The organism is Microbacterium sp. C5A9, assembly GCF_022627955.1.
In the GTDB taxonomy this organism is placed as follows: domain Bacteria; phylum Actinomycetota; class Actinomycetes; order Actinomycetales; family Microbacteriaceae; genus Microbacterium.
In genome coordinates this window covers 35203-50385 of record NZ_JABXGD010000005.1, presented here as the reverse complement: position 1 = coordinate 50385, position 15183 = coordinate 35203, and the positions used below count along the sequence as shown (strand labels likewise).

Annotated in this window: 14 protein-coding genes and 1 pseudogene; 5 read left to right on the top strand and 10 right to left on the bottom strand. The window is 68.4% G+C overall.

Annotated elements, in window-relative coordinates; translation table 11 throughout:
- Window positions 1-75 precede the first annotated feature (75 nt).
- Genes HWD99_RS10525 through HWD99_RS10510 form a run of 4 tightly spaced genes read left to right on the top strand, consistent with a single transcriptional unit; the run spans window position 76 to window position 5596 of the window.
- On the top strand, window positions 76-1371 hold the full coding sequence (locus HWD99_RS10525) for an extracellular solute-binding protein (RefSeq protein WP_241796203.1): 1296 nt from the start codon (window positions 76-78) through the stop codon (window positions 1369-1371).
- The gene (locus HWD99_RS10520; protein WP_241796202.1) at window positions 1352-2356 is read left to right on the top strand and encodes a carbohydrate ABC transporter permease; all 1005 of its coding nucleotides are present in this window, start codon (window positions 1352-1354) and stop codon (window positions 2354-2356) included. The genes HWD99_RS10525 and HWD99_RS10520 overlap by 20 nt, the downstream gene beginning before the upstream one ends.
- Window positions 2353-3243: a carbohydrate ABC transporter permease gene (locus HWD99_RS10515; protein ID WP_241796201.1), complete on the top strand. Its 891-nt coding sequence runs from the start codon at window positions 2353-2355 to the stop codon at window positions 3241-3243. The genes HWD99_RS10520 and HWD99_RS10515 overlap by 4 nt, the downstream gene beginning before the upstream one ends.
- Before the next feature lie 52 nt (window positions 3244-3295).
- Complete coding sequence (locus tag HWD99_RS10510) at window positions 3296-5596, top strand: beta-glucosidase (RefSeq protein ID WP_241796200.1); 2301 nt, start codon at window positions 3296-3298, stop codon at window positions 5594-5596.
- A gap of 12 nt (window positions 5597-5608) precedes the next feature.
- On the opposite strand, the gene HWD99_RS10505 is transcribed toward HWD99_RS10510, so the two are convergent.
- Complete coding sequence (locus tag HWD99_RS10505) at window positions 5609-6247, bottom strand: Type 1 glutamine amidotransferase-like domain-containing protein (RefSeq protein WP_241796199.1); 639 nt, start codon at window positions 6245-6247, stop codon at window positions 5609-5611.
- A 163-nt stretch (window positions 6248-6410) separates the two neighbouring features.
- On the opposite strand from HWD99_RS10505, the gene HWD99_RS10500 reads away from it, so the two are divergent.
- Window positions 6411-6686 carry a hypothetical protein gene (locus HWD99_RS10500; RefSeq protein ID WP_241796198.1) on the top strand — a complete coding sequence of 92 codons (276 nt, stop codon included), beginning with the start codon at window positions 6411-6413 and terminating at the stop codon, window positions 6684-6686.
- Window positions 6687-6697: 11 nt separating this feature from the next.
- Here the strand turns inward: HWD99_RS10500 and HWD99_RS10495 are convergent, their stop codons facing one another.
- From HWD99_RS10495 to HWD99_RS10455, 9 genes and pseudogenes are all read right to left on the bottom strand, one after another.
- Window positions 6698-8209 (bottom strand): MFS transporter, encoded by a 1512-nt coding sequence (locus HWD99_RS10495; protein WP_241796197.1) that lies wholly within the window; start codon window positions 8207-8209, stop codon window positions 6698-6700.
- Between the two features lies 1 nt (window position 8210).
- Window positions 8211-8930, bottom strand: a complete 720-nt coding sequence (locus tag HWD99_RS10490) for a cysteine hydrolase family protein (RefSeq protein ID WP_241796196.1) — start codon at window positions 8928-8930, stop codon at window positions 8211-8213.
- A gap of 62 nt (window positions 8931-8992) precedes the next feature.
- Complete coding sequence (locus HWD99_RS10485) at window positions 8993-9724, bottom strand: cysteine hydrolase family protein (RefSeq protein WP_241796195.1); 732 nt, start codon at window positions 9722-9724, stop codon at window positions 8993-8995.
- 78 nt (window positions 9725-9802) lie between these two features.
- Window positions 9803-11329, bottom strand: coding sequence for an ABC transporter substrate-binding protein (locus tag HWD99_RS10480; protein ID WP_241796194.1), 1527 nt, complete (start codon window positions 11327-11329; stop codon window positions 9803-9805).
- 43 nt (window positions 11330-11372) lie between these two features.
- Window positions 11373-11498, bottom strand: a complete 126-nt coding sequence (locus HWD99_RS18770) for a hypothetical protein (protein ID WP_374205466.1) — start codon at window positions 11496-11498, stop codon at window positions 11373-11375.
- A 147-nt stretch (window positions 11499-11645) separates the two neighbouring features.
- A pseudogene (locus HWD99_RS18535) lies at window positions 11646-12224 on the bottom strand (ATP-binding cassette domain-containing protein); the annotation flags it as partial.
- Entirely contained in the window at window positions 12221-13270 is a 1050-nt protein-coding gene (locus tag HWD99_RS10465) for an ABC transporter ATP-binding protein (protein ID WP_241796193.1), read from the bottom strand. The gene HWD99_RS10465 and the pseudogene HWD99_RS18535, both read right to left, overlap by 4 nt.
- Complete coding sequence (locus HWD99_RS10460; protein WP_241796192.1) at window positions 13267-14166, bottom strand: ABC transporter permease; 900 nt, start codon at window positions 14164-14166, stop codon at window positions 13267-13269. Before HWD99_RS10460 ends, HWD99_RS10465 begins: the two co-directional genes overlap by 4 nt.
- Entirely contained in the window at window positions 14163-15080 is a 918-nt protein-coding gene (locus HWD99_RS10455; protein ID WP_241796191.1) for an ABC transporter permease, read from the bottom strand. Before HWD99_RS10455 ends, HWD99_RS10460 begins: the two co-directional genes overlap by 4 nt.
- Window positions 15081-15183: the final 103 nt, after the last annotated feature.

Sequence of the window (15183 nt, the reverse complement as noted above, 5' to 3'; positions counted from 1 at the left end):
ACTGCGGTCTCGTCCCAGCCCCCGCAGACGCCCGCATCGACGCGGCGCGCAACTCTCGATGAGGAGAACGATCACATGAACAGCAGAAGGCTCCCCCTCGCCGCCGCGGTCTCGGTCCTGGCCGTCGGTGCGCTCGCCCTCTCAGGATGCACCGGCGACACCTCCGGCGGTGGTGGCGACGGCGACACCACCATGACGCTCTGGCACAACTCGACGACGGGCCCCGGGGTCGAGTTCTGGGAGAAGACGGTCGCCGACTTCGAAGCGGACAACGAGGGCGTCACGATCGAGATCCAGTCGATCCAGAATGAAGACCTCGACGGCAAGCTGCAGACGGCGCTCAACTCGGGCGACGCCCCCGACATCTTCCTGCAGCGCGGCGGCGGCAAGATGGCGGCGATGGTCAAGGCCGGCCAGCTCAAGGACCTCACCGATGCGATCGCCGGCGGCGCGAAGGACGAGATCCCGGATGCGGCGTACTCGGCCAACAGCCTCGACGGCAAGATCTACGCCATGCCCGTGGCCGTGCTCCCCGGCGGACTCTTCTACAGCCAGGACCTGTTCGACCAGGCCGGCATCACCGAGAACCCCACCACGCTCGACGAGCTCGAGACCGCGAACACCGCACTGAAGGCGGCGGGAATCGAGCCGATCGCGCTCGGTGCGAAGGATGCCTGGCCCGCGGCGCACTGGTACTACTGGCTCGCGCTGCGGGAGTGCAGCGCCGACACCCTGGCCGCAGCCGCCGACGATATGGACTTCAGCGACGAGTGCTGGGTGCGCGCCGGCGAAGACCTGCAGGCGTTCGCCGAGACCGAGCCGTTCAACTCCGGGTTCCTGACGACCTCCGCCCAGCAGGGCGCCGGCAGCTCGGCCGGACTCCTCGCCAACCACCAGGCGGCCATGGAGCTCATGGGCGCGTGGAACCCCGGTGTCATCGGGTCGCTCACCCCCGACCAGCAGCCGCTGGCCGACCTCAGCTGGTTCCCGTTCCCCGAGATCGAGGGCGGCGACGGCGAGCCCGGGTCGATGATGGGCGGCGTCGACGGCTACTCGTGCTCGGTCGATGCCCCCGACGCCTGCGTCGACTTCCTGAACTACCTCGGCACCTCCGCCGTGCAGACCGAGTACTACAAGGCGTTCAATGCCCCGCCGGTGAACACCGTGGCGCAGGAGGCCGTGACCGAGCCGTACCTGCAGACCATCCTCGCCGCGTACAACGACGCCCCGTATGCGACGCAGTGGCTCGACACGGTCTACGGGCAGAACGTCGGAAACGCACTGAACGTCGCCGTGGTCGACCTGCTCGCGGGCAACAGCTCGGCCGAAGAGCTCGTCAAGGCTGTGCAGGATGCCGCAGCGAAAGCGTGAGAAGGGCGTCCGGCTGGAAGTGATCCTTCTGGCCGGACCCGCCCTTCTCGTCTTCCTCGCGTTCGTCATCTTCCCGGTGCTGATGGCGGCGTACTACGGCTTCTTCAGCTGGCAGGGCTACGGCCCGCCCACCGACTTCGTCGGACTGAAGAACTACCTCACGATCCTCCAGGACCCGCTGTTCCACGATGCGCTCGCGCACAACGGCTTCATCCTGGTCTTCTCGCTCGTGCTGCAGGGCCCGATCGCGATCCTCCTGGCGCTGCTGCTGAACCGCAGGATGCGCGGCCAGTCGCTCATCCGTGTGCTGATCTTCGTTCCCTATGTGATCTCGGAGGTCGTCGTGGGCACGGGGTGGAGCCTCATGCTCCAGACCAACGGCGCCCTCAACGCGATGCTGACGAACATGGGTCTGGGGTTCCTCGCGACCGACTGGCTGTCAGACCCTGGCATCGCCATCTGGACTCTGATGGCGATCATCACCTGGAAGTACATCGGCTTCGCCGTCATCCTGTTCCTCGCCGGCCTGCAGGGCATTCCCGAGGAGCTGCACGAGGCGGCGGCGATCGACGGCGCCTCGTACTGGCAGATCCAGTGGCGCATCACGCTGCCGCTGCTGGCTCCGACGCTGCGCATCTGGGCGTTCCTGTCGATCATCGGCTCGCTCCAGCTGTTCGATCTCGTGTACATCATCTGGGGTCAGTACATCGCCTCGACCGCCGGCACCTCGACCATGGCGACGTACATGGTCTCGGAGGGGCGCAACGCCGGCAACTACGGCTACGGCAACGCGGTCGCGGTGGTGCTCTTCCTGATCTCGCTCGTGGTCGCGCTGATCTACCAGCGCGCGGTGCTGCGCAGAGACACCGACGGTGCACTGACCGGCACGTCACGCCGCCGGGGATCCGCACGCTCGCGCGCGACAGCGGATGCCGTCGCCGACACCGGCATCGACGCCGACTCACAGAAGGAGCTCGTCCGATGACCGCCACCTCGGTGCTCGTCACCCAGCGCCCCCACCGCACCGGCCGCCCCGGCCGCACCGCGAAGCCGCGGCTGCCGTGGGCCAACCCCGCGGTGTACTTCGTCGCGCTGATCGCGGTCGGGCTCATGCTGGCGCCGATCGCGTACATCATCACGGGCGGATTCCGCACGAACGCCCAGATCACGACCGACCCTGCGGGCTTCCCCCAGCCCTGGGTGGCGTCGAACTACCTCGACGTGCTCGCCGGCGACGTGTTCTGGCGCCTGGTGGGCAACTCGACCATCGTCGCCCTCGCCACGACGGTGGGCACCGTCGCGCTCGGTCTGATGGCCGCGTACGTGCTCGCCCGCTACCGGTTCGCCGGCCGGGGAGTCCTCTACGCGTTCTTCGCCGCAGGGCTGATGTTCCCGCTGACCGTCGCGATCACCCCGCTGTACATCGTGGTGCGGAGCCTCGGCCTCATGAACTCCCTCGGCGGGGTGATCCTGCCGCAGATCGCGTTCGCGCTGCCGACGACGATCATCATCCTCGTGCCGTTCCTGCGGGCGATCCCCGACGAGATCCAGGAGGCCTCGTTCATCGACGGATGCAGTCGCCTCGGCTTCTTCTGGCGCATGGTGCTGCCGCTCTCCCTTCCGGGGGTCATCACGACCGGCATCCTGGCTTTCATCGGCAGCTGGAACGGCTACCTTCTGCCGCTGTTCATCCTCAACGACCAGGCTGCGTACACGCTGCCGCTCGGAGTGCAGTCCTTCGCCTCGCAGTACTCGGTCGACACCGCGAAGGTGCTGGCCTTCACCTCGCTGTCGATGATCCCCGCGCTGATCTTCTTCAGCCTGTTCGAGCGGCGCATCGTCGGAGGGCTCACCGGTGCGGTCAAGGGCTGAGCCGACGCGCCGCACGCGGCCGGCCGACGAGGAATTCGAGAAAGAGAACACGATGCGGCAGTCCCTCGCCTCCCCGCCCCTCTCCCCGCGGGTACGCGCGCTCCTCGACCGGATGACGCTGGACGAGAAGCAGGCCCAGCTCGTCGGCTTCTGGGTCGATCAGGGTGACGAGGTCGTCGCCCCGATGTCGGGTGAGAAGAAGAGCTCGACGCGCTACGAGCAGGCATCCGCCCACGGGATCGGCCATCTCACGCGCGTGTACGGGACCCGCCCTGTCGACCCGGTCGAGCGCGCGGCGTGGCTGTGGGCGGAGCAGCGGCGCCTGCAGCGCGAGACCAGGCTCGGCATCCCGGCGATCGTGCACGAGGAGTGCCTGACGGGCCTGGCTGCCTGGAAGGCCGCGACCTTCGCGACCCCGCTCGCGTGGGGCGCGTCGTTCGATCCCGAGCTGGTCGAAGAGGTCGGTCGCGCGGTCGGATCGTCGATGCGCGCCCTCGGGGTGCATCAGGGGCTCGCCCCGGTGCTCGACGTCATCCGCGACCCCCGGTGGGGGCGGGTCGACGAGTGCATCGCCGAGGATCCGCTGGTCGTCGGTCGGATCGGCACCGCCTATGTGCGGGGCCTGCAGTCCGAGGGCGTGCATGCGACCCTGAAGCACTTCGTCGGGTACTCCGCGTCGAAGGCCGGCCGCAACCACGCTCCCGTGAGCGTCGGGCAGCGGGAGATCGAAGATGTGCTGCTGCCGCCCTTCGAGATGGCGGTGCGCGAGGGCGGAGCGCGCAGCGTCATGAACTCGTACACCGACATCGACGGCGTGCCGCTCGCCGCGGATCCGCGCTATCTCAACGGTGTCCTGCGAGAGCGCTGGGGCTTCGACGGGGTCGTGGTGTCGGACTACTTCTCGGTGGACTTCCTGCAGAGCATGCAGCGGGTGGCCGCCGACTCCGCCGACGCCGCGCGGCTCGCGATCACCGCGGGGATCGATGTGGAGCTGCCCTCGCCGGATGCGTTCCAGACGCTCGCCGAGCAGGTGCGCGACGGACGACTCGACCCCGAGGTGCTCGACCGGGCCGTCGGACGGGTGCTCGCCCAGAAGGAGGAGCTCGGACTGCTGGATGCCGTCTTCGACGCGCCACCGACCGCGATCGACCTCGACCCTGCCGAGCACCGTGCGCTCGCGCGGCGCCTCGCCGAGGAATCGGTCGTGCTGCTGAGCAACGACGGTCTTCTGCCGCTCTCCCCGGCCGCGGCGACGCGCATCGCGGTGATCGGCCCGAACGCCGACAGCACCGAGGCGCTGATGGGCTGCTATTCGTTCGTCAACCACGTGCTCGCGCACCACCCCGAGACACCCGCGGGCATCGAGCTGCCGACCGTCGTCGACGCTCTGCGCGCGGAACTCCCGCAGGCCGAGATCACGGTCACCGCCGGATGCGATGTCGACGGCGACGACCGCTCCGGCATCCCCGTGGCTGTCGATGCCGCCGGCCGCGCCGACGTCGCGATCGTCGTCGTGGGAGACCGCGCCGGTCTCTTCGGCCGTGGCACCGTCGGCGAGGGCAACGACGTCGACGACCTCGAGCTGCCTGGAGTGCAGCGCGCACTGGTCGAAGCCGTCGTCGCGTCGGGCACGCCGGTGGTCCTGATCGCGATGACCGGGCGCCCGTATGTGCTCGACTGGGCTCTGCCGCCCCGGGCCGGGGCCGCCGGCACGATGACGGGGCTCGGGGCCGTCGATGCGGAGTCGTCGGCGTCCGCCCTCTCGGCGGGCACTCCCGCCGCCGTGCTGCAGACGTTCTTTCCCGGCGAGGAAGGAGCGCCCGCACTCGCCGGGCTGCTGAGCGGGCGGGTCGCACCGTCCGGCCGGCTCCCGGTCTCCCTGCCGCGGTCGGCCGGTGCCCAGCCGTATTCGTATCTGCATCCGGTGCTCGGCGGACGGACGGATGTCACGAGCGCCGACCCCACCCCGGTACGGCCGTTCGGCTTCGGCCTCAGCTACACGACGTTCGCCCATGACGACCTCGTCGTTCCGGCGACTGTCGCCGCCGGCGAGACCTTCCGGGCGACCGTGCGGGTGCGCAACACCGGCTCGATCGAGGCGACCGACGTCGTGCAGCTCTATGCGCACGACGAGGTCGGGAGCGTGGCGCGTCCGGTGGCACAGCTGCTCGACTTCCGCCGGGTCGCCCTCGCTCCGGGCACCGAGACGGTGGTCGATTTCGAGGTGCCGATCGACCGCCTCGCGTTCACGGGTCTCGACGGCGTGAAGCGCGTCGAGCCGGGCGCCGTGCGCCTGTGGGTGGGAGAGGCGTGCGACGACGAGGAGACGGTCGCGACATTCGAGATCGTGTGAGGCGGGTGCTGTCTACTCGCCGGCCGCCGGCGCCGAGGCGATCATCGTCTCCTCATCGCCGTCCACCCGCAGCGCCTGATCGTCGCGCACCGGCAGCAGGTCATGGCTCTCGCTGTATGTCGCGATGGTCTCCTCGATCAGGGACGGCGGATAGGGCGCCAGCAGCCCGTCGGCGTGCGGGATCACGGTGCGCCCGATCAGCCCCAGGCCCCCGAAGTCGGTCAGAGCCGGTCCGTCGCGGGGGTCGTCCATGAGCGAGGCGGGCGCGATGTCGGGGCCCGCGATGATCGATCCCGCACTGCACCCGATGTACGGCAGCCCTCCGCGTACGCGCTCGGCGAGGATGTCGTCGTTGCCGGTGACCCTGAGCGCTTCGAGCAGCGCGAAGGTGCTGCCGCCCGCCACGTAGACGGCGTCGACGGCGGACAGCATCGCCGCGAAGTCTGCCGCCGTGAGATCACGCGCCGTGATGTCGACCAGCTCGTGGCCGAGGGCCTCGATGGACCGACGCTCGGCGAGCACCCACGGCGCGTCGGCATACGCGACCTGGGCGTCGTCGATGTAGCCGACGCGGAGCGGCGCCCCCGAGGCGACACCGTCGAGGAACGGCCGCATCGCGCCGGGATTCAGAGACAGGAGGAGGAGCTTCACGCGCCCATCGTAGGGACGGCCCCCGACATCACGCATCGGCTCGCGACCGCCGAGGCCGCGCGGCCGCGTGGATAGGGTGGGTCCATGCAGCGAAGCCCCCTCCTGATGAGGATGGCCCTGCCAGCCGGTCGTCCAGCTCGAGGGCTACTGGAGCGTCTCGGACATGACTGTCGCGTCGGCGGTCAACTGGCCGAACGAGAATCCGACAGCCGACCTCGTCGGCACGACCGGGGGTCCGCAGATGCCCGAGAACCCCGACATCGACGAAGCGTCGGTCGGCTACTCCCCCGCCGACGGAACGCAGCAGGGCGTCGTCTACACGGTGTCGAAGGCAGGCGATGACGTCGTGATCCGCGCCGAGGTCGCCGCGCTCGCGGCGGACGCCACCTGCCCCTCGCTTCCGCCCGGCACGACGCTCGGCAAGCCCGGCCAGGGCTGAGGGCGAGGCCCTCAGGCGGCCACCGCGGGGACCGACTCGGGCAGGTCGGCGGTCGATCGCAGCGTGACTGAGGGCAGCAGAATCACGGCCACCAGCCCGACGAGTGAGATCGCGGTCGCCACCAGGAACACCGACGAAGATGCCGAGGCGTACAGACTGCCGAGCGCGGCCGCCGCCACCTCGTCGACGGCCGGCACGAAACTCGCGACGATCGCGCCGAACACCGCGAGACCGACCGTGGAACCGAGGGTCCGGCAGAAGATGATGGTTCCGCTGACTGCACCGGTGTCGCGCATGCGCGTGGCATTCTGCGCGAGCAGGACGAGGTTCGTCACCGTCATCCCGAGCCCGGCACCGATGAGCGACGACGCCGCGATCACCCACCACAGCGGAGTGGTCGCGGTGAGGACGATCAGAGCCGCATTGCCGAGCACGACCAGGGTCACCCCGACGAGCAGGTAGCGGCGGATCCGACCTGTCCTCGTGCTGAGCCGTCCGATGAGGAGCGCAGAGATGAAGGTCGCCACAGCCATCGGCATGAGCAGCACACCTGCGGTCAGCGCATCGAGACCGCGGCCGAGCTGCAGGTACTGCGTGACGAAGATGGTGCCGCCGAACATCGAGACCCCGACGCACAGGCTCGCGACCGCCGCGAGCGCGGGCACGCGCCCCGCGAGCGCTCGCAGCGGCACGATGGCGTCGATCGCGCGCCACTCCCACCAGGCGGCGACGGCGAGAACCAGCACGCTCGTCGACACCCAGAGCACGGATGCGGCCGACAAGAGCGGAAGCTCGTCGCCGACGAAGGATATCCAGCCGAGAAGGCCGGTGAGCCCGATGACGAGGAGCACGGCGCCGAGATAGTCGACGCGTCCCTCAGCGGGTGCGGTGGCTCGCGGCAACACGATCTGGACGACGATCGACGCGATCACCGCGACGGGAACGCCCAGCAGGAAGCACAGACGCCATCCCACCAACGGCACCCCGACCAGCAGTGCGCCGACGAGCGGCCCGCTGATCGTCGCGACGATCTGCGAGACCGCCATGACGCCGTTGACCTGTGCTCGCAGTCGCGGAACGACCAGTCGCGCGGCGAGAGATTGGGTGAGGGCTATATGGCCGCCGATGCCGATGCCCTGGACGACGCGGGCGGCGATCAGCAGATCCGCTGACGGCGCGAGCCCGCACAGCAGGGCACCGGCGGTGTAGAAGCCGAGCGACCACTGCAGCACGGTCTTCGCGTCGAAGATGTCACCCAACCGCCCCCACAAGGGGGTCGTCACCGCGGATGCCAGCGCGGTGGTCACGAACATCCACGTGTAGTGCAGGGTCGTGCCGTGGATCTCCGCCGTGATCGCCGGCAGTGCCGTCGCGATGATCGTGCCGCTCATCATGCCGACGAACTGCACCAGGGTGAGAACGCCTATCTGCACCCAGAGGCGGCGATCGCGCAGCCGTGCGGCGCCGGGCGGAGCAGGGGGCCGGGCCGACTGGCGGCCCGGCCCCGAATACCGAGAGCTCACGTCACACGGCTGCGGCGAGCGCCGCTGAGCCCACGTTCGCACGCTGGAGGGGGAATCCGGGCACGCCGGTGACCTCTGTGCCCCACGAGCGTTGCACGTCCTCGGTCATCGCGACGGTGCCGAACAGGAACTCGATCGAGTAGAGCGCGTGCCAATAGCGGCTCGGCTCGGCCTCGCCCGTCGCATCCGCGATCACATACGTGTCGTACCCGCGCGCGTGCGCCTCGCGGGCCGTCGTCTCGACGCAGATGTTCGTGGTCACGCCGCAGATCACGACGCTGCGGATGCCGAGCCCGACCAGCAGCGGCTCCAGTCGTGTGCCGTAGATCGCGCCGGGGCGGGACTTGTCGACGACGTACTCGGTGGGAAGAGGCGCGAGCTCGTCGATGATCTCGACGTCGGCGCTGAGCTCGTGCATGCGGCGGGCGGGAGCCGGTTTACTGAGGGCGCGCCCCCGACGGGGAAGCGCATCGGCGTGATCGTACAGGTTCGTCGCCCGCGTATAGATCACCGGCACCCCCGCCGTCCGCGCTGATTCCACGAGCGCGACGCATCCGGGTACCGCCATCGCGAAGGGATCCTGCGTGGGGGCGATCCCCAGCGAATACTCCTCACGGATGAACCCGTTCTGCATGTCGATCACGATCAGCGCCACGTCGTTCGCCGCGACGTCGACCGGCTCACCGTCGGTGCCGTTCATCCAGCTCTCGAAGGTCTTCAATGGTCTCTTCCTCTCGTCCAGGGGCTGCTCATCGGGGTGACTCTCATCAGAGGACGCCGCACTCATGCGGTGACCTCCTCGCGCCATGCGAGGTCGGCGACGTTCTCGCCGCGCTTGAGCGGATAACCGGGCACTCCCGTGACCGGCACGTCCCACGACCGCTGTACGTCTTCGACGGTGGCGACCGTTCCGAAGATGAACTCGACGGTGTAGAGCGCATGCCAGTGCCGACTCAGCTCTGCCTCGCCCACGGCATCCTCGATCACATACGTCTTGTACCCGCGCTGACTCGCATCACGGGCTGTGGTCTCGACGCAGATGTTCGTCGTCACGCCGCAGATCACGACACTGCGGATGCCGCGGGCGGTCAGGTACGGCTCGAGACGAGTGCCGTAGAAGGCGCTCGGTCGCGACTTGTCGAGCACGATCTCTCCGGCGATCGGAGCGAGCTCGTCGACGATCTCGATGTCGATCGTGCCCTCCACCAGCCGGGGCGAGAGCGTCGTTCCCTCTGCCCTGCCGACGGGGTCGAGCTGATCCTCATTGCCCGGCAGATACGCAAAGCGGGTGTAGATCACCGGGACGCCGGCTGCGCGAGCTGCCTCGACCAGCTTCACCGAGCCCGGCAGCGCCGCCGCGAACGGCTCCTGCGTCTCGGCGATGCCCAGTGAGTATTCCTCCTTGAGGAATGCGTTCTGCATGTCGATCACGATGAGTGCGACATCGGATGCCGGCACGTCGACGGGCGAGGAATACTCGCCGTGCAGCCATCCTTCGAAGGTCTTGCGAGCCATGGGGGCTCCTTCCGGTCAGGGTTTTCGGTCTGAGGGACCGGCGGCGGGCGGCAGCGCGGCCACCCGCCACCGGGTCGGTTACTGGGTGTCGGCGTCCTTCATGATGAAGAGGCCGTCGGCGCGGGGTTCCCACACCACGTCCGGGTTGACGCCGTAGGCGGCATCCGGCGAGTAGAGCGGAGCGACGTAGGCGTTCTCCTGGTTGATGCCCCAGATCTCGGAGATCACTTCGAGACGGGCGTCGTCCGCCACGGCCTTCTGATCGACGACGAGCTGCTCGATCGTCGGGTCCGAGAAGTAGTTCGTCGCCTCGGCCGAGAACACGAAGCGCAGCGGCAGCCCCGCGTCGAGGATCGACGGCGAGAACTGGCCGAGGAACAGGCCGGTGAGTCCGTGCTCACGGGTCACGATGTCGTAGCTGGCGTTGTCGGTGCCCTCGAGGGTGACGGTGATGCCGACCTCGGCGAGCTGGCCCGCGATCGCTTGGGCGATCTCCGCACCCATCGGGATGACTCCGTCCAGCGCGTACTGGAATGAGATCTCCTCGCCGTCGTACCCCGATGCGGCGAGCTCGGCCTTCGCCGCCGCCTGATCGAAGTCGAGCGGTTCGAGCGAGTCCGAGAACCCGACGACCGTGGGCGCGACCAGCTGGCTGTTCGACTGCCCGTTGCCGTTGAGGATGGTGTCGACGATCGCGTCACGGTCGATCGCGTACGAGACGGCGCGGCGCAGCGCCGCATCCGCCAATGGTCCCGTCTCGGTGTTGAACCCGAGGTAGACCACCTGGTGGCTGGGGATGCTGACGACGTCGGCGCTGCCGGTGTTCTCGACGGCCGCGATCTGCGCGGTCGGAATAGCCGCGATGTCAACCGTTCCCGACTGCACGCCGGTGACGCGGGCGTCATCCGCGGGGACGGGGATGAACTCGACCGAGTCAAGCAGTGGAGCGCCCCCGAAGTAGTCGTCGAACTTCGTGATCACCACCGACTGACCGCGCTGCCAGCTCTCGAACCGGAAGGGGCCGGAGCCCACCGGAGCCTCGTTGAAGCCGTCGGCCCCCAGATCCTCGTAGACGGCCTGCGGCACGATCGAGATGAGAGTCGTCTGCCGCGGCCACTCCGAGAACGGCGTCGACAGCGTGAATCGCACCTGCATGTCGTCCACTGCCTCGACTGACACCATGTCGGTCAGCCACAGCTGACGGTTGCTGTCGGCATCCGCCATGACCTCCTCGAACGAGAAGACGACGTCGGAGGCGGTCATCGACGAGCCGTCGTGGAAGAGGATGTCGTCGCGAAGGGTGAAGTCCCAGACGGTGTAGTCCTCGTTCGATGTCCACTCAGAGGCGGCCCTCGGAACGACGCTGCCGTCGACAGCGATCTCGGCCAACTGGTCGAACAGGTTGAACTCCAGGCTCAGGGCGCCGAAGGATCCGCCGACGACGGGGTTGAGGTTCTCGGGGTCCTGGGTGATGGCGACGGTGACGGACTTCTCCTCCCCTCCGCCGGAGGGTGCACCTCCGTCGGAGGCGCAGGAGGTGAGCAGGGCGATGGCGGCGGCCGAGGCGATGACGGCCGCGGCTCGATACGAGCGGATGCGGGACATGGGACTCCATTCGGGATGCTGCGAGTGGTGCATGGAAGGGCGATCAGCTCGCCCGACGTCGTGGGTCGGGGATCGGGATCGCGTCGAGGAGCGTGCGGGTGTACTCCTCCTGCGGGTCATCGAAGATGCTGCGTGTCGTGCCCTGCTCGACGATCACGCCTCGACGCATCACCGCGACGCGGTGCGACACATGACGGACCACCGAGAGGTCGTGGGCGACGAACAGGTACGAGACGCCGAGCTCTCTCTGGAGCTGGGCGAGCAGATTGATGATCTGGGCCTGGATCGAGACGTCGAGCGCAGACACCGGTTCGTCGAGGATCACCAGTCGCGGGTGCAACGCGAGGGCGCGGGCGATGCCGATCCGCTGGCGTTGGCCCCCGGAGAAGGCGGATGCCTTGCGCGACGAGTACTCCCACGGCAGACCGACCTAGTCGAAGAGCTCGCGGACGCGCTTCTCGGAGTATTGACGGTTGAGCCACAGCGGCTCGGCGACGATGCGTTTGGCGCTCATGCGCGGGTCGAGCGCGGAGTACGGGTCCTGGAACACGACCTGAGCATTCGCCCTGGCTCTCGCGCGCTCCTTACCCGCCCAGGCGTTCACATCGGAGCCCATGACCCGCACCGACCCGGAGGTCGGTGTGTGCAGGCCGAGGATCGTGCGAACAAGGGTCGATTTGCCACACCCCGACTCCCCCACCAACCCCACCGTCTCTCCCGCGGCGACATGCAGCGAGACACCGTCGACGGCGCGGAAGGTCTCGGTGCGCAGCCCGACCCTCTTGGAGAAGTGCTTGTGGACGTCGACCACCTCGAGCGCGAGCTCACCGGCATCCGGCCGGGGGTCGGCTTCGGGCAGTCGGCGCAGACGCCGTCGTTCGCTGAGAGTCGTCATGATGCCTTCGCTTCCTCGGGCTGCTCGGCGTGGTGAGGGGTGGCGCGATCTGCGACGAGAGGCAGTCGGCCGTCGACGAGCGGGAAATGGCAGGCCACCTGGGCGGCGGCTGTGTGCACGATCGGGGGTGCCGTGGCGCACTCCTCGCTGTCCCGGCCGACGATGCACCGCTGCTGGAACGCGCATCCCGCTCCCCGGCTCACCGGCGTCGGCGGCTGCCCGGGGATCGCATAGGCGGAGCCGCCCTCTCCCTCGAGGCTGAGGACGCTCGCGAGCAGGCCTGCGGTGTACGGATGCCGGGGAGACTCGAAGATTCCGTAGACGTCCTGCACCTCGACGATCCGCCCGCTGTACATCACGGCGACGCGGTCTGCCACCTGGGCGACCAGGCCGAGATCGTGCGTGATGAGGATCATCGCCGAGTCGGCGTCAGCCCGGGAGCGTGCGAGCACCTTCATCACCTGCGCCTGGATCGTCACGTCGAGCGCGGTGGTCGGTTCGTCGGCGATCAGCAGCGCCGGGTTGTGCGCCATGGCACCGGCGATCAGCGCACGCTGCCTCATTCCACCCGACCACTGATGCGGGTAGTCGCGGACCTTGGCCTCAGGGTCGGGTATCCCGACACTGTCGAGAAGCTCGACCACGCGCCGTCGTGCCTGCACCCGCGACAGCGCGCGGTCATGCAACCGGACCCCCTCGGCGAGCTGCGTGCCTATTCGGCGCACCGGGTTCAAAGTGGTCATCGGGTCCTGGAACACCATCGCGAGCTCTCGGCCGCGGATGCGGTTGATCTCGCGCTCGCTCAGCTCGGTGAGTTCGGTGCCCCGGAATCGGATGGAGCCGGAGTCGACCCACGCCCCCGGCGGCAGCAGGCCCATGACGGCGAGCATCGTGATCGATTTGCCCGATCCGGACTCGCCGACGAGGCTGAGCACTTCGCCGGCTGCGACCTCGAGGCTGATCCCGTCGACGAGCGTCACCTCGCCGGTCGGCGTCTCGGCCTTGACGACGAGATCGGTGATGCGGAGCACGGGTTCGGATGTCATCGACGTCCTGCCTTTCGCGCAGATGCGACGGACTCGGTGGTGAAGCGCTGGCTGAGGAACTGCATCCCCGCCACCAGGAGGAAGAGAGCGATTCCCGGAAGAATCACCAGCATGGGATTGATCTGCACGTACTTCTGGCCTTCGGTGATCATGGCTCCCCAGCTCGGCACCGGCGGCTGGACTCCCAGCCCGAGGTAGTCGAGAGACGATTCGATACCGACGATCACGGCGATGTCGAACGACGCGATCACGGCCATCTGCGGCAGCACCTGCGGCAGCACGTGCGTGAACACCGTGCGGCCGTGCGATCCGCCCTGTGTGAGCGGTGAGACGACGAAGTCGCGATCCCGAAGCCCCATGGCCATGGCCCTCGCGACCCGGGCGTAGCCGACCCAGTAGGTGAGCCCGAGGGTGATCACCATGAGCTGGGTGCTGGGTCCGAAGACGGCCGACAGGGCGATGAGAAGGATCACGACGGGCATCGCGAGCTGGATGTCGGCGATCGAGCCCAGGGCGGTGTCGAGCCACCCGCCGCGGTAGCCGGCGATGAGGCCGACGGTGACGCCGATCACGAAATTCAGCGCGACGACGACCGCCGCTATCCCGACCGAGACGAGTCCGGCGAGCGCGAGTCGAGAGAGCACGTCGCGTCCCAGCGAATCGGTCCCGAGAGGATGCGCGGCCGAAGCGAAGGGCGGGAGCATGGCGTCGGCGAGGCTCTGACCGAACGGGTCGTAGGTCGGCAAGAACGGCACCACGATGACGAGGACCAGGATGGTCGACAGCAGTCCGATACCGACCCACATCGGCACTGTGCCCTGGGCGCGGCGGACACGCGGTCGAGGAGTGCGACGGAGGAAGGTGGGCGCGAGTGCGCGGGGTGCGGCGAGGGTCATGACAGCCTCACTCTCGGGTCGATGGATGCGGTGATGAGGTCGACGAGGAAGTTCACCGCGACGAAGAAGACGGCGACGACCGCGAGCCCACCCAGCACGACGGGGAAGTCACGTCCGTTGACGGCCTGGAGCAGCACCTGCCCCATGCCCGGCCAGGCGAAGACCGCCTCGACGATCACCGTGCCGCCGAGCAGTCCGCCGAGATTCAGCCCGGCGATCGTCAGCACCGGCACGAGGGCGTTGGGCGTCATCTGCCGGATGACGACCATCGGATGCCCCTGGCCACGTGCGTAGCTGGCGCGTACGTAGTCGAGTCCCTGCTGCTCACCGAGCGCCGAGCCGATCAGCCGCAGGTAGAGAGCGAATTGAGCCGTCGCGAGGCACGCCACCGGGAGGACGAGGCTCTCCGGCCCCTGGTTGCCGAGAGAGGGAAGCAGGCCCAGCACCACGGAGAAGACGAGGGCGAGCACGACTCCGAAGAGGAAGTCGGGCACCGCCTGACGCAGCGATCCGAGCCAGAGCAGGCTCAGGCGCAGCCAGTTCCATCGGGTGATGAAGATGACGAGGGCGACGATCAGTGCGGCGCCGAGTCCGACGACGAACGACGTGATAGCGAGCTGGAACGTCGCGGGCACCCTGTCGATGAGCAGGTCGAGGGCCGGCACCTTCTGCCGGTAGGAGTCCCCCACCGTGCCCTGGAAGAGTCCGGCGAGGAAGTCGCCGTACTGGACGATCAGCGGCTGATCGAACCCGAGCGTGGCATTGAACGCGTCGATCTCGGTCTGCGTCGCGCCCTCCGGCAGGATCAGCGCCCCCGGCTTCCCGCTGAGTCTGCCCAGGAAGAACCCGATCGTCATGACGGCGAAGACGGTGATGATGGCCTGCGCGAGCTTGCGGGCGACATATCTCGGCATGTCTCTCCTCTCGATGGTCTGAGCTCTCCATCGAGCGGCGGGTAAAACATCGGACATATTCCGGTAGAGCCGATCCTGGCGTGAGTTCGCCGGGTTTTGGGTT

Excerpts from the sequence above, each read along its gene's own strand:
- HWD99_RS10510 (WP_241796200.1), top strand. The coding sequence starts at position 3,296 with ATGCGGCAGTCCCTCGCCTCCCCGCCCCTCTCCCCGCGGGTACGCGCG.
- HWD99_RS10500 (WP_241796198.1), top strand. The coding sequence starts at position 6,411 with ATGACTGTCGCGTCGGCGGTCAACTGGCCGAACGAGAATCCGACAGCC.
- HWD99_RS10520 (WP_241796202.1), top strand. The coding sequence starts at position 1,352 with ATGCCGCAGCGAAAGCGTGAGAAGGGCGTCCGGCTGGAAGTGATCCTT.
- HWD99_RS10460 (WP_241796192.1), bottom strand. The coding sequence starts at position 14,166 with ATGACCCTCGCCGCACCCCGCGCACTCGCGCCCACCTTCCTCCGTCGC.
- HWD99_RS10455 (WP_241796191.1), bottom strand. The coding sequence starts at position 15,080 with ATGCCGAGATATGTCGCCCGCAAGCTCGCGCAGGCCATCATCACCGTC.
- HWD99_RS10465 (WP_241796193.1), bottom strand. The coding sequence starts at position 13,270 with ATGACATCCGAACCCGTGCTCCGCATCACCGATCTCGTCGTCAAGGCC.
- HWD99_RS10480 (WP_241796194.1), bottom strand. The coding sequence starts at position 11,329 with ATGTCCCGCATCCGCTCGTATCGAGCCGCGGCCGTCATCGCCTCGGCC.
- HWD99_RS10515 (WP_241796201.1), top strand. The coding sequence starts at position 2,353 with ATGACCGCCACCTCGGTGCTCGTCACCCAGCGCCCCCACCGCACCGGC.
- HWD99_RS10525 (WP_241796203.1), top strand. The coding sequence starts at position 76 with ATGAACAGCAGAAGGCTCCCCCTCGCCGCCGCGGTCTCGGTCCTGGCC.
- HWD99_RS10485 (WP_241796195.1), bottom strand. The coding sequence starts at position 9,724 with ATGGCTCGCAAGACCTTCGAAGGATGGCTGCACGGCGAGTATTCCTCG.
- HWD99_RS18770 (WP_374205466.1), bottom strand. The coding sequence starts at position 11,498 with ATGCGTCGAGGCGTGATCGTCGAGCAGGGCACGACACGCAGCATCTTC.